The organism is Sphingomonas hankookensis (genome assembly GCF_022664465.1).
In the GTDB taxonomy this organism is placed as follows: Bacteria; Pseudomonadota; Alphaproteobacteria; order Sphingomonadales; family Sphingomonadaceae; genus Sphingomonas; species Sphingomonas hankookensis.
The window spans coordinates 1-21,686 of sequence record NZ_JAKREV010000008.1 but is presented as its reverse complement, the minus strand read 5'-3'; the positions used below and the strand labels follow the sequence as shown (position 1 = coordinate 21,686).

The 21,686-nt window shown below is 60.6% G+C and carries 19 protein-coding genes and 1 other annotated feature; of the genes, 15 read left to right on the top strand and 4 right to left on the bottom strand.

Translation table 11 applies throughout. The features are described 5' to 3' along the window. Positions 1-193: 193 nt before the first annotated feature. The 8 genes from MF610_RS16930 to MF610_RS16895 all read left to right on the top strand — a co-directional run bounded on the left by MF610_RS16930 (position 194) and on the right by MF610_RS16895 (position 7,004). Complete coding sequence (locus MF610_RS16930; RefSeq protein WP_242201479.1) at positions 194-958, top strand: hypothetical protein; 765 nt, start codon at positions 194-196, stop codon at positions 956-958. A 630-nt stretch (positions 959-1,588) separates the two neighbouring features. Then, the gene (locus MF610_RS16925) at positions 1,589-2,407 is read left to right on the top strand and encodes a hypothetical protein (RefSeq protein WP_242201476.1); all 819 of its coding nucleotides are present in this window, start codon (positions 1,589-1,591) and stop codon (positions 2,405-2,407) included. Between the two features lie 38 nt (positions 2,408-2,445). Next, entirely contained in the window at positions 2,446-3,480 is a 1,035-nt protein-coding gene (locus MF610_RS16920; protein ID WP_242201474.1) for an acyltransferase family protein, read from the top strand. A gap of 106 nt (positions 3,481-3,586) precedes the next feature. Beyond that, a complete protein-coding gene (locus tag MF610_RS16915) occupies positions 3,587-4,393 on the top strand; it encodes a glycosyltransferase family 2 protein (protein WP_242201472.1) in 807 nt (268 codons plus the stop codon). Between the two features lie 39 nt (positions 4,394-4,432). Further along, positions 4,433-4,900 (top strand): acyltransferase, encoded by a 468-nt coding sequence (locus MF610_RS19110; protein WP_277924186.1) that lies wholly within the window; start codon positions 4,433-4,435, stop codon positions 4,898-4,900. After that, the gene (locus tag MF610_RS16905; RefSeq protein ID WP_242201470.1) at positions 4,897-5,310 is read left to right on the top strand and encodes a sugar 3,4-ketoisomerase; all 414 of its coding nucleotides are present in this window, start codon (positions 4,897-4,899) and stop codon (positions 5,308-5,310) included. Before MF610_RS19110 ends, MF610_RS16905 begins: the two co-directional genes overlap by 4 nt. After that, complete coding sequence (locus MF610_RS16900) at positions 5,307-6,401, top strand: DegT/DnrJ/EryC1/StrS family aminotransferase (RefSeq protein ID WP_242201468.1); 1,095 nt, start codon at positions 5,307-5,309, stop codon at positions 6,399-6,401. Before MF610_RS16905 ends, MF610_RS16900 begins: the two co-directional genes overlap by 4 nt. A 9-nt stretch (positions 6,402-6,410) precedes the next feature. After that, complete coding sequence (locus MF610_RS16895; protein WP_242201467.1) at positions 6,411-7,004, top strand: GNAT family N-acetyltransferase; 594 nt, start codon at positions 6,411-6,413, stop codon at positions 7,002-7,004. Positions 7,005-7,017: 13 nt separating this feature from the next. On the opposite strand, the gene MF610_RS16890 is transcribed toward MF610_RS16895, so the two are convergent. From MF610_RS16890 to rfbB, 3 genes are all read right to left on the bottom strand, one after another. Continuing rightward, a complete protein-coding gene (locus MF610_RS16890; RefSeq protein WP_242201466.1) occupies positions 7,018-7,662 on the bottom strand; it encodes a sugar transferase in 645 nt (214 codons plus the stop codon). After that, a complete protein-coding gene (locus MF610_RS16885) occupies positions 7,659-8,906 on the bottom strand; it encodes a DegT/DnrJ/EryC1/StrS family aminotransferase (RefSeq protein ID WP_277924185.1) in 1,248 nt (415 codons plus the stop codon). The genes MF610_RS16890 and MF610_RS16885 overlap by 4 nt, the downstream gene beginning before the upstream one ends. A 67-nt stretch (positions 8,907-8,973) precedes the next feature. Next, positions 8,974-10,026, bottom strand: a complete 1,053-nt coding sequence (gene rfbB / locus MF610_RS16880) for a dTDP-glucose 4,6-dehydratase (protein WP_242201464.1) — start codon at positions 10,024-10,026, stop codon at positions 8,974-8,976. Positions 10,027-10,343: 317 nt separating this feature from the next. Between rfbB and MF610_RS16875 the strand changes: the two genes are divergently transcribed. From MF610_RS16875 to mqo, 4 genes are all read left to right on the top strand, one after another. Continuing rightward, positions 10,344-10,706, top strand: a complete 363-nt coding sequence (locus tag MF610_RS16875; protein ID WP_242201463.1) for a hypothetical protein — start codon at positions 10,344-10,346, stop codon at positions 10,704-10,706. Between the two features lie 136 nt (positions 10,707-10,842). Further along, entirely contained in the window at positions 10,843-11,769 is a 927-nt protein-coding gene (locus MF610_RS16870) for a replication initiator protein A (RefSeq protein ID WP_242201461.1), read from the top strand. 446 nt (positions 11,770-12,215) lie between these two features. Continuing rightward, entirely contained in the window at positions 12,216-13,052 is an 837-nt protein-coding gene (locus MF610_RS16865) for a helix-turn-helix domain-containing protein (RefSeq protein WP_242201459.1), read from the top strand. A 262-nt stretch (positions 13,053-13,314) separates the two neighbouring features. Then, entirely contained in the window at positions 13,315-15,030 is a 1,716-nt protein-coding gene (gene mqo / locus MF610_RS16860) for a malate dehydrogenase (quinone) (RefSeq protein ID WP_242201458.1), read from the top strand. A 252-nt stretch (positions 15,031-15,282) separates the two neighbouring features. Here mqo and MF610_RS16855 read toward each other — a convergent pair whose 3' ends face one another. Then, complete coding sequence (locus MF610_RS16855; RefSeq protein ID WP_242201456.1) at positions 15,283-16,764, bottom strand: SulP family inorganic anion transporter; 1,482 nt, start codon at positions 16,762-16,764, stop codon at positions 15,283-15,285. A gap of 61 nt (positions 16,765-16,825) precedes the next feature. Further along, positions 16,826-16,881 (bottom strand) — a sequence feature (sul1 is cis-regulatory element that is thought to sense ions involved in sulfur or methionine metabolism; They are found in Alphaproteobacteria). Between the two features lie 254 nt (positions 16,882-17,135). Here MF610_RS16855 and MF610_RS16850 point away from each other — a divergent pair. The 3 genes from MF610_RS16850 (at position 17,136) to poxB (ending at position 21,612) form a co-directional block, all read left to right on the top strand. Further along, entirely contained in the window at positions 17,136-19,223 is a 2,088-nt protein-coding gene (locus tag MF610_RS16850; protein ID WP_242201454.1) for a catalase, read from the top strand. A 219-nt stretch (positions 19,224-19,442) separates the two neighbouring features. Next, positions 19,443-19,685 (top strand): hypothetical protein, encoded by a 243-nt coding sequence (locus MF610_RS16845; protein WP_242201452.1) that lies wholly within the window; start codon positions 19,443-19,445, stop codon positions 19,683-19,685. A 250-nt stretch (positions 19,686-19,935) separates the two neighbouring features. Next, positions 19,936-21,612 carry a ubiquinone-dependent pyruvate dehydrogenase gene (gene poxB / locus MF610_RS16840; protein WP_242201450.1) on the top strand — a complete coding sequence of 559 codons (1,677 nt, stop codon included), beginning with the start codon at positions 19,936-19,938 and terminating at the stop codon, positions 21,610-21,612. Positions 21,613-21,686: the final 74 nt, after the last annotated feature.

Sequence of the window (21,686 nt, the reverse complement as noted above, 5' to 3'; positions counted from 1 at the left end):
CAGACGACGGCAAGGCGGGCTGCGCGCCCCTGGGTAAGGCTGTCCGCCCATCGACTTATCGGTTGCGCCCCATTACAGCCCTGCGTCTCAGCGCAGGACAAAAGTCGAAGCAAGGTTTGAGTCCTGGCAGCCGACGGAAAGGCGCTGCCGTGTTTGACCGTAACCTCTAATTGCACCGATCGGACGAGAAGCGATGACCCCCAGCCCCGCCGCCGCGCCAGTAGCGTTCATGGTCGTGTCCTGCGACCGATATGCCGATCTGTGGGACCCATTCTTTCACTGCCTGCGGAAATATTGGCCGGACTGCCCCTATCAGGTATATCTGGTAACCAACCACAAGAGCTACGACGCGCCTGGCGTCACCGTGATCAAGGTCGGGGATGACCGATCCTATTCCGATAATCTATCGGCTGCGATCAAGCAGATAAGCGAGCCTTGGGTGATCCTGTGGCTTGAGGATATCTTCATCTCGGCGCCGGTCGACACAAAGCGCTTCGAGGCAATCATCGCACAGGCGCGCGCAGTCCCCGTGGGGTATTTGAAGGTTTCGCCCGATCTGCCGCTTTCCTACGCCAAGGGACAGGAAATCGGCCCTATTCCAAAAGGCGTACGCTATCGCTCGGCTATCGGTCTGTCGTTGTACAAGGTGGAGACGTTGAAGAAACTTCTCATCCCCGGTGCCTCAGCATGGGACCTTGATCAGAGTACGATATCAAACGAGCTCGACGATCCCTTTTATGCGTTGACAGGTAAAGAAGTCCGCAATCCACCGATCACGTTCATCAACGCCGTTATCAAGGGCCAGTGGAATTGGCCAGTTGTTCCTTTCCTGAAAAAGGAAGGGTTTTCTTACCTTCTCAAAGATCGCGCGAAGCTTAGTGCCAAGGGCTACTTATACATACAGGCATTTTTGTTTCATAATTTTTTATTTCGGGTACTGAAGAAGCATTGGCGCTGAGGAAAGGCAAAGTAGGCCCAAAATTGCATTTCTGTATTGCAACAGGGCTTATAATAATTCTGGAGACGAGTATTTTCCATGAATTCAGATTCTGCAGTTATAAAAAATGCCCCGGCGGGCGGTAATTTTTCGTCGCATAATACAGCGACTATCCGTAGCATATATTTTGTGCTGACGGTCTTTTTGTATAAATTTGTACTTGATATCGCGTATTCGCAAATTGCTTACGTATTTAGTTATCAAAACTTCTTCTATGATGGAAAAACGGCGGGTTCCGAAATTTTATCATGGATAATGCTGGCATGTGCAACTCCTGCACTGAAGCATGTTTTCGAAGATAAATCGGTTTCAGGCAACATCCTATGTCTGCTTGGGCTATTTTCAGTTATTCCTACTATTACGCTGATATCATTTCGCCCTGATTATGGGTATGCTTACATATCGATGATATCGATTTTTTGGTTGTTATTCTATATATCCTGGCTGGTAATGAAGCCTATCAGGATAAAGTCATTTGACCGATTTCGGTCAAATTCTTTTTATATTATATCGCTAATTGTTTTATCCGGATCCGTTCTGATATACTCATATGTCAACACTGGCTTAAGATTTCATCTTGATCTGATAAACGTGTACGACATCAGAGCAGAGGCTCGCGGGTTCGAGGCGCCTTTTCCCATAAATTATCTCGTATCCTTTGCAGATAATCTTCTTCCTGTCTTGATGATATATCTTCTTACAAGGCGGCGCTGGCTATTTGCCTGCGCTGTCATGCTGGTTATATTCATCAACTTCTCGATTAGTGGTCAGAAGCAGTCGTTGTTTGTGCCAATGCTTGGCATTATCGGCTTCTTCGCGTTCAAGGAATATGTGAAAACATACGCTCTTCTATTGGGATGTATTTTATTTACAGTTGCCTGCGTAGCCCAGGCGTATTTTTACGATGAAATCGCATTGCATGGTATATTTACATATCGTGTCTTGTTCATTCCTACGGAACTAAATTATAGTTATTATTCTTACTTTCAGAACAATAGATTTCTTTATTATAACGAATCACTGCTGAAGATATTTAATCACACTCCTCACGAAAACATACAATTTTTGATTGGTGAGTTCGCAATCGGAGATTTCACAGCTCGCGCCAATAATGGTCTTTTTTCGGATGCTTACATGAATTTAGGATTCGTGGGCGTGTTGATATATCCTGTAATATTGTCGGCATTGCTAAGAGTTATTGATGGAGCTGTAGTCGGATTGCCCAAAAGTATGATTTTTGTGGTTGTGGTTTACGTATCTTTTGTATTGATAAGTAATACCGTAACAGCGGCGCTATTAACATCCGGCCTAATTTTTCTGGTAATATTGTTGTATTCTTTCCCTCGCCAGCTTTCGGGGCAACGCGCGAAATTGATGTTGCCTGACTTGGGAATGCCCGTACCAAAATGAGTATCACTCCGATTTTCGAAAAAGAAGCTATGCCAGTCATGGAATACTTCAAGTATGTCGGTGTGGGTCAGCGAGAATCGCGATATTTCGCGTCGTGGCGTGGGGGGTCTTCGATCGTTGTCCTAATCGGGCACGGATTCGATATATTTCAGCAGCATCCGCATCCCATATGGGGAGTGCTGGCTACGTCGTCAGTATTGATATTTTTCGCACTGAGTGGATTCTTTATCCATAAAGCATTGGCGAAAAGTATTTCGATAGGGAATTTGCAGAATTTTTTGATCGGCAGGATAAATCGTATTTTCCCGCCTTTTATTTTTTCTGTAATACTAATTATCATTTTGTGGATGCTGGCACCACTGGCATTCGCAGGCGGCGACCGGAGCTTCATGACCATTACGGGACGTAGTGGTTTCTCACTCGACGGCCTGGTTCCCAGTATCCTTTTCCTGAACGGGTTCGCGGGCCCGACCCTGTCGGCAAATGGTCCGTTATGGTCGCTGTCGTATGAGGTCTGGTATTATCTGATTGCCTTTCTCATCGGGATTGCCACGGTACACAGGTACCGATGGTTGGCAGTATTGGCGGTGATACTCACCCTGGCCTTGACGTTCGCGAACCCAAGATTTGCCATCTTCGGGACGATCTGGCTGGCCGGGTTCGGCCTGTCGGCATTGCATGGCGCGGGCAGGATTCCGAAGGTGCCGGAATTTCCGTTTCTAGTTGCGGCCATTCTTCTGGTGGCGCTGGCCGCCATCGAGGTTGCAAGGGGTGCGCAGCTGATCGCCAACCTGGTGGTCGGTGGCTGGTTTATCGTTCATATGATGCGCGTTCTTCGGGGCGGGAGATGCTGGACGAACGATGCGCTGGAATGGAGCTCACATTTTGCCTACGCTCTCTACGTACTCCATTTCCCGTTGCTGTTGTTCGCATATGGGGCATCTGGTGAGCGATCATGGTTGATGGGGCCGGCACTGCTGCTGATCTTCGGTGCTATCGCCCTGTTCGGAACGCGGCTTGAAAGTATGAAGCTGATCAGGCAGCGGTCAGGCAACCGGTCGGCGCATCCCTAGTCGCGCTCCGCGCCGCAGATCGCATGAGCATCGCACCGGTACGGGCCGGCCGACACGTTCTTACCCAAATGCATGAGCGCTTTGCGCGGAGGATTTCCAGGATCCTATGGCTAACGACATCACCCCCGAATGTTTGGATGGCGCCTTGGTGTCGGTCGTCATGCCGTCATACAATCATTCCCGCTATATCGGCCAAGCCATCGCCAGCGTGCTGGCCCAAACCTATCCGGCGATCGAGCTGATTGTCGTCGATGACGGATCGCGCGATGGCTCCGTGGAGAAGCTGCAGGCGCTCAGTGCCGAGCATGGCTTCACGCTGATCTGCCAGGAGAATGCCGGCGTCTGCAAGACGCTGAACCGCGGGATATGCGAGGCTGCCACGGGGGAGTTCATTGCCCTGCTCGCCTCGGACGATTCCTGGCATCCCGACAAGATCCGCCTTCAGATCGCTGCGCTGGCCGCAACGCCGGATGCGCAATTCTGCTTTTCCCAGGCACGCGAGTTCCATGACGACAGCGATCTCGGGTCGGGCCGGGTGTTTCCTCGCCGGTGCGCTCGCGGCAACATCCTCGACAAGGTATTCGTTCGGCAACACGTCCCCGCCGGGACGATGCTCTTTTCGCGGCGGCTGTATGACGCGCTGGGCGGCTTCGACGAAAATCTCAGGGAGGAAGACTGGGATTTTGTGATCCGCAGCGCGGCGAACACGCCCTTTGCAGCTGTGGACCAACCGCTGCTAAACTATCGCGCCCACCCGGCGAACACCATGCGAACCCGGGGGGGGCATGCGATCTTTCATGAGAAGGCAAAAATTCTCGCGAAAAATTTCAATCTCGTGAAACCCAGGATCTGGCTCATGGCGAACGGCCTTCACTTCGTACATGACATCCTTCTAGGCAGGCTGCTCCGGTAGCCATATGAGCGATGTACACAGGGAGCGGTACGCAATCTTATGATCCACAGGCTGGCGGACGTTGCCGAATGCACGATCGGGAAAAACACCAAGGTGTGGCAGTATGTTGTAATTCTGGCCGATGCGACCATCGGCGCGGATTGCAACATCTGTGCGCATGTCCTGATTGAAGGCGACGTGGTGATCGGCGATCGCGTTACCGTGAAATCCGGCGTACAGCTTTGGAACGGCTTGCGGATCGCTGACGACGTGTTCATCGGTCCGAACGTGACTTTCACGAACGACCGTTTTCCCCGTAGCAAGCACTATCCGGATGGTTTCCCACAAACCATTGTAGAAGACGGTGCCTCGATCGGAGGTGGCGCGGTGATCCTTCCTGGCGTGCGGATCGGTGCGAAGGCGCTTGTGGGTGCCGGGGCGGTCGTGACAGCCGATGTCGCAGCCGGAAGCGTGGTCGTCGGCAATCCTGCCCGGCATATTCGATATGTCGAACAAGAAGCCGTATGATGGACGTCGATACATGTGCGGTGGTTGCGCTGCCGAAATTCACGGACGCACGGGGCAGCCTCAGTTTCGTCGAGGCCGGGGTTCACGTGCCGTTCGCGATCGAGCGGGTCTACTATCTCTACGATCTTTCCAAGGATGCCGGTCGCGGTGCGCATGCGCACAAGGATCTGCATCAGTTGATGATTCCTTTGGCGGGAAGTTTCGACATCGTGCTCGATGACGGCGCGCAAAAACGGCGCATCCATCTCGCCAGTCCGAGCGAGGGTTTGTATATCTGCCCCATGATATGGCGGGATCTCGAAAATTTCGAGCCGAATTCAGTATGCCTTGTATTGGCGTCGAGAAAATACGACGAGGCAGATTATTTCAGAGACTATGACGCATTTCTAAAGGCGCGGAATCCAGCATGACAGTACCGTTTCTTGATCTGCAGGCGTCGTATTTTGAAATACAGGACGAGATTGAATCTGCAGTGCTCTCATCATTGCGGAGCGGCCGCTATATTGGCGGTCCCGAGGTGGAGATGTTCGAGCAGGAATTCGCCAGCTTTGTAGAGGCGGATCATTGCGTATCGGTTGCCAACGGGTTGGCCGCGATCCACCTTGCGCTAAAGGCGCTGGACATTGGGCCGGGGGATGAGGTCATTGTCCCCTCCAACACGTTCATCGCCACCTGGCTTGCCGTTAGCGAGGTCGGGGCTGTTCCTGTACCGGTCGAACCGAACGTCGACAGCTGCAATATCGATCCCGACCGGATCGATGCGGCGATCACTTCGCGTACCAAGGCTATCATCCCGGTCCATCTTTATGGGCAGCCCGCAGACCTCGCTCCCATTCTCGCGGTGGCGCGCCGTCATGGCGTGCCGGTCATCGAGGATGCCGCACAAGCGCAAGGCGCGCGTTATCACGGGCAGCCGGTAGGCGCGCATGGCGACATCGTCGCGTGGAGTTTCTATCCCGGTAAGAACCTGGGCGCTGCCGGTGATGCCGGCGCAGTTACGACGAACAGGGCCGATCTGGCCGACCGGATTGCTGTGTTGCGCAATTACGGATCGCGCGAGCGTTATGTGAACGAGGTTCAAGGGTATAACAGTCGCCTGGATCCGGTCCAGGCGTCGATCCTGCGGGTAAAGTTGCGGCATCTGCGGAAGTGGAATGAGAGGCGCGCACGTATCGCCGGGCGGTATTCGGCAGAGATAACAAACGCTACCATTACCTTGCCGCATATCATCACGGGTGCGGAATCGGCGTGGCACCTCTATTGCATTCGGCATCCCCGCCGGGACGAATTGCGTCGTCGGCTTGCCGAGAACGGGGTGGAAACGCTGGTGCATTATCCAATCCCGCCGCATCTGCAGAACGCCTATGCCGGAATGCGCCATGCCCGCGGCACCTTTCCAATTGCGGAAGCAATGGCCGATACGCTGTTGAGTCTTCCGATCGGACCGGCAATGCGGGACGATCAGGTCGATCAGGTCATTGCCGCACTGGCCGCGGAATAGGCGGGAACGATGACGGCAATTCGCCCGATGCGCCTGGCCACTCACGATGACCTTGCGACGATCGCGGACATCCATCGGGAGGCGTATTCACGCAGTCATTTCACCGCGCTTCTCTCGCATGAAGTTCTGATGCGATATTATGCCGCGTTCCTGTCGAACGGAACGGAGATATGTGTCGGATTGGACGATGTCTCGGGGGCTGTAAAAGGCTTCTCGGTCTATGGCGTCGGCATTCCGGACAAGATCGCAGTGTTCAAGAAGGCGTGCGCCAAGGCCATTTTCCTGACGTCGTTGCGCCATCCCGGAACAGCGATACCAAAAGCGCTCAAGGCATTGCGGTCCCGCTTCGATCGTCATGTACCGTATGCTCCGGCGGATTTCCTGCTTCTGTCGATCGCCGTTGTGCCGTCCATGCGGGGATTGGGCAACGCCTTGCTGAGCGAGTTGCTAAAGACCGCGCATCGCAAAGGCCACGGAACGGTAGGTCTTTATGTCAATGACGAAAACATCCGCGCCATCGATTCCTACTATCGGTCCGGCTTTCGGATGAAAGATTTTCACGGCAACCAATATTATATGGAAGCGCAAGTAGGAAGTATCTGATCGAGCTGGCCAATTACATTTTCGCCTGGCCGGTGTCCTTGACAAAAATTGCCAAGATCGTGCGGACTATGATTGATATGTCGTTCATCATTGTCTGATTGCGAGCATATGCGCTAGCAAGGCGCAGTTTTTCCGGAAGAAGAGTTTCGATATAGAAGCGTTCGGGGTCATCCGCCCGCGCCAGGATTTCGCTCTCATGCCGCAGGTAGATCGAACACGGATCGGTGATGCCCGGCCGTACGCTTAGAACGATATCGCGTATCGCTGTCGGATAGATCGCGACGTATTTCGGCACTTCAGGCCTGGGTCCCACAATGCTCATGTCGCCTGCCACGACGTTCCAGAGTTGCGGCAATTCGTCGAGCTTCCATTTGCGCAGAAAGGCACCAATCGCCGTGATCCGGGGATCGCGGCCGATGGTGATCTGCAACTCTTGGCCGGTGCGCGCCGGCCGCATGGTCCGGAATTTGAGGATATCGAATATATTGCCATGCAGCCCGACGCGTTGCTGCCGGAAGAGGATCGGTCCCGGTGAGCTCAGGCGAACGGCGACCGCACAGGCGATCAGGATCGGCAGCAATCCCAACAAGCCTGCCGCAGCACCAGCGATGTCGAAGGATCGTTTTGCCGATCGCCCAAACGAAGACATGCGGGTCATGCGAAATATGACGTCACGCTATTGATGATATGTTCCTGATCGTCGTCACTCATTGCCGTGAACAGCGGGATGCTGAGCATGGCTTGATATGCGGCTTCCGTAACCGGAAAATCTTCGGCTTCTACCTTCAGGCTATCGCGCCAGTAAGGCTGCCGATGAAGGGGAACGTAATGCACGCTGGTGCCGATCCCGTCCCGCGACAGGTGGTCGATCAATCCGTCACGGGATAATCCGCGCGCATGTGCGTCCTCGTTCAGGCGCAGGACGAACAGATGCCACGCATGGCGATCATTTGCCTCGCCCCATGACGGCAGAATAAGAGGCAGGGTTGCCAGCGCTTGGCGATAGCGTTCCGCCAGCGCGACCCGCCGGTCCTGGAACCCTTCCAGACGGCCGAGCTGGACCAGCCCGAGCGCAGCACCAATATCGGTGAGATTATATTTGAACCCCGGGGCAACCACCTCGTAATACCAGGCAGGAACCTTGGACCGGAACCGGTCGAATGCATCCCGATCAATTCCATGAAGGCGCATGACGCGCATTCGCTTTGCCAGATCAGGGCGGCGTGTAACGACCATGCCTCCTTCGCCGGTTGTCATGGTCTTGTTGGCATAGAAACTGAACACCGTAACATCGCTGTTCAGTGTTCCGATCGGGCGGCCGCGATGGGCGGCCGGAAGGGCGTGAGCGGCATCTTCCACAACGCGCAAACCATGCTGTGCAGCAATTTCGAGAATCGCTGTCATGTCGCAGGGCAGGCCGGCGTAATGGACGGGAATGATTGCACGGGTCTTGGGCGTGATAGCAGCCCTGATGCGGTCTGGCGCAATATTAAGCGTATTGGCGTCTACGTCTACCAAGATCGGATCGCCGCCGAGATAGCGCACGACTTCCGCCGTTGCGGTGAACGTAAGCGATGGGACGATTACCTCATCACCTGGACCTATGCCGATCGCTTCCAGTGCCAGATGCAGCCCTGCCGTGGCCGAGTTGACGGCCATCGCAATAGTTCCGTCACCAAAAAGTTCTTCGAACCTCTTTTCGAACTCCAGGGATTTTTGTCCCGTCGTTACCCATCCCGATCTCAGGACCGCGCTCACTGCCTCGATTTCTTCGTTGCCGATGTCAGGTTTTGCGAAGGGAATGAATTCTCGTGCCATGGTGACGTTGTTCTTTCGGGATATTGGCAAGGGAATGATCGGATGTCCAAATGTCGTTGGACCGCGGCTATCACGCACGCGCATATTCGGCCATCCGTTTCAGGTTTCGGAGCGGTACGTTACATACTCGTCCGCCTGAATTTCTGGCGGACTATCGTGCGAGCCCGCGACGATCGGCGGCATTGGTGGCGACGAGGGGGCGCCACCAATGTTCGTTCTCGAGATACCAGCGGACCGTCCTGTCGATGCCGGTTTCGAACGTTTCCACCGGGGTCCAGCCAAGTTCGTCGCCGATGCGCTGCGCATCGATGGCATAGCGCTTGTCGTGTCCGGGGCGGTCGGCAACCGACGTGATCTGGTCGGCGTAGGGGCGACCATCGGGGCGAGGAAGGAGCCGATCAAGGATGGTGCAGACCGTTCGGACGACTTCAATGTTCTGTTTTTCGTTATGCCCACCGACATTATAGGTTCGTCCGGGCACGCCATGTTCGAATACCGCCTGCAACGCGCGGACATGGTCTTCAACGTAAAGCCAGTCACGCACCTGATCCCCTGCGCCATAGACGGGCAGTGGTTCGTCGTTGAGCGCCTTGGCGATCATCAGCGGAATCAACTTTTCAGGAAAATGATAGGGGCCGTAGTTGTTCGAGCAGTTGGTGATGAGCACCGGCAACCCGTAGGTATGCCCCCAAGCAGAGACGAGATGATCGCTTCCAGCCTTAGAGGCCGAATAGGGCGAACGCGGATCGTACGGCGTGTCCTCGCTGAACAATCCCGTATCGCCCAGTGAGCCATATACCTCGTCGGTCGAAATATGATGGAAGCGGAAGCTGGGCTTGGCATTCTGGGGTAGTTCCAGCCAATAAGCGTACGCTTCAGCAAGCATGGTGTAAGTGCCGACCACATTGGTCTGGATGAATGCGCCAGGTCCATCGATCGAACGATCGACATGGCTTTCGGCAGCCAAGTGCGTGATCACGTCGGGACGGAATCCGGCTATGGCCGTACGCACGGCCCGTGCATCGCAGATGTCGCCCTGCACAAAACGGTAGCGGTCGGAGCTTGCGACCTCTTCGACCGTCGAAAGCGTGCCAGCGTAGGTCAGCTTGTCGAAATTCAGGACCTCATGGTTGGTTTCCCGGATCAAGTAGCGGACCAATGCCGAACCGATGAACCCGGCCCCGCCGGTGACGAAGATGCGCACGAACGGTATCCTTTTAGGTAGCCAGGAAAGGGAGCGGACGCCGTCGCACGGCGACTTGGCTTCCCATGGCAATGGAGCAGATGGATGTAAGAAGTCGGCATGACATGCTGGACGCCTACCGTTCTTCCGAGAAGGCCGCAATCATGGGTAGAGCCAGCGGTGGCATTGGCGTGCCAATGCGCGTGACGATGCTGACCATGTGGCTGTCGCCTGCAGAACGGGCTGTTTCTAACGGACCTTGGATCCTTTGCAGGCGTCGGTCGATATTGCATGCTTGGCCCTGTACGCTGGCAACCGGATCGGGCTATGAAGGCGACATGCGTATCATCCCGCTTCTGTTTGCCCTGTGCCTGACCGTTTCCCCCGTCGCTGCGCAGGACCGCTATCAGGACGATACCCAGCAACAGCCCACGCCCCTCCAGCCATCACTCCCCGAAACCCGCCAAGGCGGAACCGCCCGGTCGGTTGCGGGGCAGACCGGGCAGCGCCAGACGCGCGATCAGCTTGCGGCCGAAGCCGGGATCGAGCCGATGGCGCGGATCAACAGCCGGGTGCAGAACCGGGTGCAGTCGCGGATACGCAACCGGATCGACCGCTATTACGACCCGCAGGCCAATGCCGCCTCGCCGTTCGAGGTCGCCGGCGACCAGGCGCGCGCTGCCGGGCGGCCGCGGCGGTGATCGCGTGGGCGGGCGGGAATGCCCGTCCGGCCATTTCCTACTCGAAAGCACGAATGGACATGGCTTGTCGGCATGCCGATGTCCGGACAAGCCCGGTTTCCCGTCGCATCTTCGTGCTTTCGAGTAGAAAAGCCCCATGAGCCGCAAGCCCCCCGCCGCCAAGGCGCCCCAACGTCCGCCTGCCCGTCCGCAGGGCGATCTGTTCCGGCTCGACAGCCCGTTGACCGCCGAGATCCGCGGCGAGCGGTCGCTGATGGCGTTTCCGTTCTTCGCGCTCGCCAAGAATGCGTGGATGAAGCCGCTGACCTACCAGGCGAACAACGTCACGATCGAGGTCCGCCCGTCGGCCAGCGGGGTCGCGACCATCTATGACAAGGAAATCGTTCTTTATATTGCCAGTCTGATGCTGGCGAAGATCGAGGTCGGCGAGAGCGTCACCCAGGATTTCGTCTTCACCGCGCACGATCTGTTCACGGTGACCGGCGCCAATCACTCGGCGCGGTCGTACGGTCGACTGTCGGAGGCGCTGGAGCGGCTGCAGGGCACGCAGATCAAGACCAACATCGAAGCCGGGGGCGAGGGCGAGGAAGGCTTCTTCTCGTGGCTGTCCGAGGCCAAGCTGCACTATTCGCGCACCCGCGGCGGCGAGCGACGGCTGAAGGCGGTGAAGGTCCGCCTGTGCGACTGGCTGTTCCGCGCGATCCTGCTCGACCGGCACGTGCTCGACTATGCCGCGGCGTACTTCCAACTGGGGCCGATCGAGCGGCGCATCTACGAAGTGGCGCGATCGAGCGGCGAGGAACGGTTGGAAACCGACCTCGCGACCTTCCGGCTACAGATCGGCTATCAGAACCCGCTCGCCAATTTCCGCAACGCTTTGAAGCAGATAGCGGCGTCAGACAGCATTCCCGACTATCGCCTCGAGCTGATCGAGCAGGAGATGGAAGAGACCGACGCCCCCCGCCGCGGACGGCGCAGCGCGCCGGTGCAGGTGGTGCTGACCCGGCGTCCGCCGCTGCTGGGTACCGATGATTCGGGACCAGGCGAATCACCCGCCGGTTGAGCGCGGCATTTCCTACCCGAAAGCACGAATTTTCGCGGTTCGTTGCTACTCGAAAGCACGAATCGAACGAGCAATTCCTACTCGAAAGCACGAATCGGACGCGGGAGTTTGCGCCGAAACGAACATAATTGTGCCTTTCCTACTCGAAAGCACGAACCGGGAACGCTTCCGATGTTGGATTTCATCTGCAAAGGTCACCCCAATCGGCGGTGGGGCCGAAGCACGTCGGCGGCGGGGCCGGCAGATGAGGGAATGGCCGTGACCACATAAAGGAAAGCCCGGCACGAAGGCCGGGCGTCCCAAGGGTTTTGGAGCGACGTCGCCAAACGTCGAACACAGTCTCAACAACTCTCCAAATACCCCCGATCGCTTGCCGGTTCAAGGACGCGCGTTTCGCGCCACGCCCTTTTTTTGCAAAAATGGTCCCGGCCCCCAACAAGGGGACGATGATGGCGCTCATCCTGAGCGAAGCGATCGCACGCATGGTGGATCCGGCGCGCGCATATCCGGCGCGGGCGGCACGGCCACGCAGCGGCGGGGTGCATCGCACCGGCGCCCCGGTACGGCGCGGCAGCGTCGAGGCGGGCAGCGTCGAGGACAGTTTCTTCGCGGTCCCGGCGAAGGGCGAGACCGACCGGCTGCTGCGCACCGCGCGCGCCGCGCTCGATGCCGGGCGGCGGGTGCGCCGCGATGCGCGCGCCGAAGGGCGGCTTCTGCGTGCCGACGAGGCGGTGCTGGCGGGCCTCACCGCCGGCGCGGTGCGCGTGTTCGAGGAGATCTGCACCCTCGCCCGGCTGAACGCGGGCCGGGTGTTCCCGACCTACGACCATCTGGCGAAGGCGACCGCGCTCGGCCGCGCCACCGTCGCGCGTGCGCTGGCGGCACTGGAGGCGGCGGGGTTCCTCGTGCGCCAGCGGCGCTTCTGCCGCAACAGCGGTGCCGGGCCGCGCTATCGCCAGACGTCGAACCTCTATCGCCCGCTGCTGCCGGGCAAGCTGCTGCGCTTCCTGCCGCGGCGGTTCCGCCCGGCGCCGTTGCCGTGCGACGCCGTCGTCCACCATGCCGAACAGGCCGCCGAGCTGGCGGCGATGCGCGCGACGCTCAGCTGTCGCGAGCTGGCCGAGGTGACGCTGGGCGGTGCGCTCGGCCGGGTCCTCGCCTCGCTGGGCGCGGCGATCGATCGTGCCGCGTGCGAGTCTCATGACGATCCGCAACCGCTCCTAGAGTCATTTGACCAGACGACGAATGTCGTCGGCCTCGCCGGCCGACGGCGTACAGCCTGACGGCTAACCCAACAGGAAACCCCGACGACACCCATCATCCCCACCCCCGCTGCCCCTGCCGGACGCACCGGCTAACGCCGGCGCGATGCTCTCCGACGAGAGCAGGCGGAACCGTGGGTGGCAGATGCGACGGCAGCATTGGGGGAAAGCACGGATTTGCCTCAGATTACCGCTTCGTATAACGCGTACAACAAGAGGATCCCCTGCGCAGGCCGAACCGAAACGGCGTGTCCGCGCACCCATCTTCATGACGGATATCCCCATGCAACCTCCCTCCGCACCGCGTCCGCAGCGCCGGCGCAAGACCAAGATCGTGCTCGGCATCCTCGGCCTGCTGCTGTTCTGCATCGTCGCCTTCCTGTTCCGCCCGATGGCCTCGTCGCCCGGCCCCGCGCCGGCGCAGGATCAACCGCTCGACGTGGCGGTGATCGGCGGCGGGGTGATGAGCGTCACGCTCGCCACCTATCTCCAGGAGCTGGAGCCCAACTGGCGCGTCGCGATGTTCGAACGCCTGGGCGGCGTGGCCGAGGAAAGCTCGAACGGGTGGAACAATGCCGGCACGGGCCATTCGGGCTTCGCCGAGCTGAACTACACGCCCGAGAACGCGGACGGGTCGATCGACACGACGAAGGCGGTGGAGATCGCCGAACAGTTCGAGGTCGCGCGCCAGTTCTGGGCGCATGAGGTGCGGACCGGGCGCCTCGGCGCGCCGAACGGCTTCATCAACCCGACGCCGCATATGAGCCTCGTATGGGGCGATGCGAACATCGACTATCTGCGCAAGCGGCAGGCGGCGCTGGTCAGGAACCCGCTCTTCTACGGCATGGAGTTCACCCAGGACCGGTCGCGCATCGCCGCATGGGCGCCGCTGGTGATGGAGGGCCGCGACCCGGCACAGAAGGTCGCTGCGACCTATATGCCGATCGGCACCGACGTGAACTGGGGGGTGATCACCAACCAGCTCGCCAATGCGCTGACGAAAAACCCCAATTTCAGCCTGCAGCTGCGCCACGAGGTGCGGGGCATCCGCCGCGGCGACGACGGCATCTGGAACGTGACCGTCCGCAACCTCGCCGACAACAAGGACCGGACGGTCCGCGCGCGCTTCGTGTTCATCGGCGCGGGCGGCGCGTCGCTCAAGCTGTTGCAGATGTCGGGCATCCCGGAAGCGAAGAATTACGGCGGCTTCCCGGTCGGCGGCCAGTTCCTCGCCTTCCAGAATCCCGCGATCACCGCGCGCCACGACGTGAAGGTCTATGGCAAGGCGGAAGCCGGATCGCCGCCGATGTCGGTGCCGCATCTCGACGCGCGCAAACTGGACGGCAAATCGGTGATCCTGTTCGGGCCCTTCGCGCTGCAAAGCACGAAGTTCCTGAAGAACGGGTCGTGGCAGGACCTGTTCAACAGCGTGTACAAGGACAATGTCGGGCCGATGATGGCGGTCGGCGCGGAAAATGCCGAGCTGGTGAAGTATCTGGTCCAACAGGCGATGCTGACCGACAAGGACCGGCAGGCCGAACTGGTGAAGTATTTCCCGAACGCCAAACAGGGCGACTGGAAGCTGGTCACCGCCGGACAGCGGGTGCAGATCATCAAGCGCGACCCGAAAAAGGGACCGGTGTTGCAGTTCGGGACCGAGATCGTCACCGACAAGCAGGGCAGCATCGCCGCGCTGCTGGGGGCCTCGCCCGGTGCCTCGACCTCGCCCGCCATCATGCTCGACGTGCTGAAAAAGGCGTTCCCGCAACGTTTCGCGAGCATCTGGACCCCGAAGATCGAGACGATGATCCCGTCCTATGGCCGCACGCTCAACGATGATCCGGGCTTCACCAACCAGATCCGGCGGATGACCAGCGAGACGCTGAAACTGCCGTTCGTCGAGGTGCCGGCCGATGTCCGCGCCATCCCGGCGGGCGCGCCGGCGCCGGCCGCGACCCAGCCCGGTCGCAGCCTGAACCGCGAAGAACAGGCGATGTGAGGGCTGCGGGGCGTGGCGGCATAAGGCGAAACCGTTCGTCCTGAGTAGCCATTGAGCTTGTCGAAATGGCGTATCGAAGGACCGACACAGGTGCTTCGATAAGGATCAGGTCGGATCGTCCCCCGGACGATCCTGAACCATGCGGGGCATGGTTCACCTGATCCTCCTCGACAAGCTCAGCCCCTACTCAGCGCGAACGGTTCTACAATGGTATCAGCCTCTGACCCCTGCCGGCGCGAGGGCACCCCTCCCTCAATGCGGCGCGACGCCCAGCTCGACCCCGGTCTTGTCGTGCAATGCAAACCGGTCGACCAGGTCGGCACTCGCCCGGTTATAGCCGATGACGGTCACCGCCGCGCCGCCCTGGCGCAGCCGCGCGACGATCTTGTCGAGCGCGTCGACGCCGGAAATGTCCCAGAAATGCGCCGCGGCGACGTCGATCGTCACGGGTACCGTCTCAAGCGCGAACGCCCGGCGGAAGCGGTCGACCGAGGCGAAGAAGATCTGGCCCGTCACCCGGTAGGTCACGCCGCCCTCCTGCGCGATCCGCTCGACCGCGAACATCCGCTGCACTTTCCCGGCGAAGAACACCCCCGACAGCAGCACCCCGGCCAGCACCCCCAGCGAGAGGTCGCGCGTCGCCACCACCACCGCGACCGTCACCAGCATCACGATCGATGACGGCAGCGGATGATGCCGCAGGTTGCGGATCGAGTTCCAGCTGAACGTGCCGATCGACACCATGATCATGACCGCCACCAGCGCCGGCATCGGCACCCGCCCGACCCAGGGGCCGAGCACGGCGAGCAGGAACAACAGGAACGCGCCCGCGACGAAGGTCGACAGCCGCCCCCGCCCGCCCGAGGTCACGTTGATGACCGATTGCCCGATCATCGCACAGCCGCCCATCCCGCCGAACAGCGCGGCGACGATGTTCGCGCCGCCTTGGCCTGCACATTCCTGGGCCTTGTCGCTGTCGGTATCGGTCATGTCGTCGACGATCTGCGCGGTCAGCAGCGATTCGAGCAGGCCCACGGTGGCCATGGTCAGGGCATAGGGCAGGATGATCGTCAGCGTCTCCAGCGTCAGCGGCACCTGCGGCCACGCGAAGCTCGGCAGCCCTTGCGGCAACTGCCCCATGTCGCCCACCGTATTGACCGGCAGGCCCAGCGCGATGCTGATCCCGCTCAGCACGAGGATCGCCACCAGCGGCGACGGCACCGCGCGGGTGATGCGCGGCAACAGGTAGATGATGGCGAGCCCCAGCGCGATCAGCGCATAGGCATGCCACGTCACCCCGGTCAGCTGCGGCAGCTGCGCGAGGAAGATCAGGATGGCCAGCGCGTTGACAAAGCCGGTGATGACCGATCGCGACACGAACTGCATCACCCGGTCGAGCCGCAGCAGCCCCGCGGCGATCTGGATCAGCCCCATCAGGATGGTGGCGGCGAAGAGATAGGCGACGCCGTGGTCGCGCACCAACGGCCCCACCAGCACCGCGACCGCCGCGGTCGCGGCGGAGACCATGCCCGGCCGGCCGCCGACACACGCGATCGTCATCGCGATCGCGACCGAGGCATAGAGGCCGACGCGCGGGTCGACCCCGGCGATGATCGAAAAGCCGATCGCTTCGGGGATCAGCGCGAGCGCGACGACGATCCCGGCAAGGATGTCGCGCCGGATCTGTACGGGTCCGCCGAACCACTGGCGGCGATAGGTTGCGAAAAAGCTCATGGGAATTCCACATCGAGCCGCATGGCGCATCATCGGGCGCGGTCAGGGGTGCATGCGGGGATGTTGTCCGGCGGATCGGCGGCCGGAATAGCCACCCGGAATTGCACCGGGTCCTTGCGAGTGGCCGGCGTGTAGCCGGGGCGATGCGGTGGGGCAAGGCCCCGCTACCGTATCCCCGCGCAGGCGGGGATACATGGCCATGATCGCCGACGGTCGCGTCGGCGGCTCTGGACCCCGGCCTGCGCGCGGGTACGCCCGCTGGACACGCCCGCCGCACCCCATTGGTATTTCGCCGCAATCTTTCGCGACAGGGCAACCGCGGCCCCTGCCGGGACGTTGGTCTTACGACCTCCGATCCCAAGGATTCCCCCATGACCGACACGAAGCCCCTCAACGCCGGCAACGGCGGCGAAACCCATCAGGTGACCGATGCCGATCATCCGGTGCTGACCACCAACCACGGCACGCCGATCAGCGACAACCAGAACCAGCTGAAGGCGGGCGCGCGCGGGCCCGTGCTGATCGAGGACGAAGTCTTCCGCGAGAAGATGAACCATTTCGATCACGAGCGCATTCCGGAGCGGATCGTGCACGCGCGTGGTTCGGCGGCGCATGGCTATTTCGAATGCACCGACAGCCTCGCCGACATCACCGTCGCCGACATGTTCCAGAAGAAGGGACAGCGCACGGAAGTGTTCACCCGCTTCTCGACCGTCGCCGGCGGCGCCGGATCGGTCGACACCCCGCGCGACGTGCGCGGCTTCGCGGTGAAATTCTACACCCGCGAGGGCAACTGGGACCTCGTCGGCAACAACATCCCCGTCTTCTTCATCCAGGACGCGATCAAGTTTCCCGACCTGATCCACGCCGCCAAGATGGAGGCCGATCGCGGCTATCCGCAGGCGGCGACCGCGCACGACACCTTCTGGGACTTCATCTCGCTGATGCCCGAATCGACCAACATGATCATGTGGGCGATGTCGGACCGCACGCTACCGCGCACTTTTGCCAACATGGAGGGGTTCGGCGTCCACACCTTCCGGTTCGTGAACAAGGAAGGCAAGTCGACCTTCGTCAAGTTCCACTGGAAGCCCAAGGCCGGCCTCGCCTCGACCATCTGGGACGAGACGGTGAAGATCGCCGGTGCCGACCCCGATTTCCAGCGTCGCGACCTGTTCGAACGGATCGACCGCGGCGATTTCCCGACCTGGGAACTGGGCGTGCAGCTGTTCGACGAGGAATTCGCGAACTCGCTCCCTTATGACGTGCTCGACGCGACCAAGATCATCCCCGAGGAAGTGTTGCCGGTGCGCATCGTCGGGCGGATGGTGCTCGACCGCTATCCCGACAATTTCTTTGCCGAAACCGAACAGGCGGCGTTCGTGCCGAGCCATGTCGTGCCGGGCATCGGTTTCTCGAACGACCCGCTGCTGCAGGGCCGGCTGTTCAGCTATACCGACACGCAGCTGTCGCGGCTCGGCTCGGTCAATTTCCACCAGCTGCCGATCAATGCGGCAAAGGGCCGCGCCGAAGCCGCCGGGTGTCCATTCCTGAACCAGCAGCGCGACGGTCACATGCAAATGGCCGTCCCCAAGGGCCGCGCCAATTACGAGCCGAACAGCCTCGCCAAGGCGGGCGAAGAGGCCGGCGCGCGCGAGGACCCGGAGAAGGGCTACAAGACCTTCCCCTCGGAAGAGCAGGGCCAGAAGCTGCGCATCCGCCCGGAGAGCTTCGCCGACCATTACAGCCAGGCACGGCTGTTCTTCCGCTCGATCGATCCGGCGGAACAGGCGCATCTGGCCTCGGCTTTGGTGTTCGAGCTGTCGAAGGTCAGCCTCGAGCATATCCGCACCGCGATGCTCGCCAATCTGCGCAACGTCGATGAGGACCTTGCCACCCGCGTCGCCGACGGTCTCGCCATGGACCTGCCCGAAGCGTCGCCGACCGCCGCGCCGGTGCTCGACATGGACCCGTCGCCCGCGCTGCGCATCATCCGCGGGCCGCTCGAAAAGCATACGCTCGAGGGACGCAATGTCGGCATCCTGATCGCCGACGGCAGCGATGCCGGCGAGCTGAAGGCGCTGAAGGACGCGATCAAGGCAGCCGGCGGCAACGCGATGACGATCGCGCCGAAGGTCGGCAAGGTGCCACTGTCCGACGGATCGACCATCGCCGCCGATGCGCAGCTGTTCGGCCAGCCCTCGGTCACGGTCGATGCCTGCGCGGTGCTGCTGTCGGCGGAAGCGACGGCCAAGCTGGTGAAGGAAGGTGCTGCGGTCCAGTGGGTGATGGACGCGTTCGGGCACCTCAAGGCGATCGGCCACAACGCCGACGCGAAACCGCTGCTCGACAAGGCCGGTGTAGAAGTCGACGAAGGTGTCACCGACATCGCCGGCTTTATCGACGCCGCCAAGAAGCGTTACTGGGACCGCGAAGCGAAGGTGCGCACGCTGGCGTGATATTCTGCCCGTTGATGGAGTATTGGTAAGGTATTTCATACCTGCATAGATTTCGATCATCGCCAGGTGCTGGCCGTCGCTATTTGTCGAATAGCGTACGGACGGAACGGAACAGGATCGGAATCTTCGGATTTGTAAGATAATGTTTCGCCTGGTCGATAACGCCTCGACTTGATCTACATGGGGAGGCAGTCAGCCCCCTCACCGAAGGAGACCATTATGATTGCCAAATTCATCACCGCAGTAGCGGCTACCACGCTGGTTGCCGCTCCGGTCATGGCCGCTCCGGCAAACCCGGCAACCAAGCTCTCGGTCGTGCAGCCGGTGCGTGCTTCGGCTTCGGCCGACAAGTCGAACAAGCTTGCCGGTCCCGGCCTTGTTGCCGCGGCTATCGGTGCGGGTATCGCCGCGATCGGCATCCTTGCCATCGTGAAGAGCGACGAATCGCCCGACAGCAACTGATCGGGCTGGCGTCGGCGTCATAGGGGACCGATCGATTCCCTGCGACGCAACGCAATGAGCGGTCGTGCGCAGCAGCGCACGGCCGCTTTTTCGTGTCGACCATCGCGCTAGAAGTCTGTCCGGCGCTGGAACCCGGCAGGTGTTGGAACGGACCAGCGCATAGATACGCAACCCGGCCTGCACGCTTTGCAAGAAGCCAATCCCGCGCTCACCGGTTTCCTCTTCCGAACACTCTTCGGAAGGTACCCCCATGCAGATCGCCGACCTCATCACCGACACGCTGATCGCCGCTGGCGTCGAGCGCATCTGGGGCGTGACCGGCGACAGCCTGAACGCGATCAACGACAGTTTGCGCCGGTCGGGCCAGATCGACTGGATGCATGTCCGCCACGAAGAGGTCGCCGCCTTTTCGGCCGGGGCGGAGGCCGCCGCCACCGGAAAACTGGCGGTGTGTGCGGGCAGCTGTGGCCCTGGCAACCTTCACCTCATCAACGGGCTGTTCGATTGCCAGCGCAACCGGGTGCCCGTCCTCGCCATCGCTGCGCATATCCCGTCGAGTGAGATCGGCCTGAACTATTTCCAGGAGACCCACCCGACCGAGCTGTTCCGCGAATGCAGCCATTTCTGCGAGATGGTGCAGACCCCCGAACAGCTGCCCGAACTGCTCCACCGGGCGCTGCGTACCGCGATCGGGCAACAGGGCGTGGCGGTGCTGGTGATCCCCGGCGATGTCGCGCTGAAGGACGCGCCGAAGACCGCCCGCGCCAACTTCGCCGCCCCCCTCCCCCCGCGCATCGTGCCGCAGGTGGGGGAAATTGAGCGCTTGGCCGAGTTGCTTAACGGATCGCAGGCGGTAACGCTGCTGTGCGGTGCAGGCGTGGCGGGCGCGCATGACGAGGTCGTCGCACTGGCGGCGAAGCTGAACGCGCCGATCGTCCATGCCTATCGCGGCAAGGAATGGATCGAGTGGGACAATCCCTATGATGTCGGGATGACCGGGCTGATCGGTTTTGCGTCGGGCTATCACGCGATGATGGAGTGCGACACGCTGCTGATGCTCGGCACCGATTTCCCCTATCGCAACTTCTATCCCGAGAAGGCGAAGGTCGCACAGGTTGACCGCGACCCCTCCGCGCTGGGGCGGCGGGTGCAGATCGATATCGGCATCGTCGGCGACGTGGCCGAGGCGGCGGCGGCACTGACGCCGCTGATCGCGCCCGACCGTGACGCGGCGTTCCTGACCAAGGCGCGCGCCCATTATGCCAAGGCGCGCAAAAGGTTGGACGACCTCGCCACCCCGCGCGACGGCGACAAGCCGCTCCATCCGCAATATGTCGCGCGGGTGATCGATGCGGTGGCGGCCGAGGATACGGTGTTCACCGCGGACGTCGGTACGCCGGCGGTGTGGGCGGCGCGCTACCTGACGATGAATGGCAAACGGCGGCTGATCGGGTCGTTCAACCACGGGTCGATGGCGAATGCGATGCCGCAGGCGCTGGGCGTGCAGGCGGCCTATCCGGCGCGGCAGGTCGTGTCGCTGTCGGGCGATGGCGGGCTGACGATGCTGATGGGCGACATGCTGACCGCGGTGCAGATGCGGCTGCCGATCAAGATCGTCGTGTTCAACAATTCGACGCTCGGCTTCGTCGAGCTGGAGCAGAAGGCGGCGGGCTATGTCGACACCAATGTCGCGTTGCAGAACCCCGATTTCGGCGCGATCGCGGCGCAGATGGGATTCTTCGGCGCCCGCGTCACCCGGTCGGACGAGCTGGAAGCAACCTTGCGCGCGGCCTTCGCCCATGACGGCCCGGCGCTGGTCGATGTCGTGACCGAGACGCTGGAACTGGGGACCGGTGAGAGGATGGTCGAAAACGTACGCTCTCATGACTGCCATCTGAGATGTTGGCCGAGTTTACTCCTCCGCTGACGTCAACGCCAGCGACTGTTTGAACCTTGGCGGGTGTGCCGCGGACTCCTGATCGACGACGATTGATCAAGCTC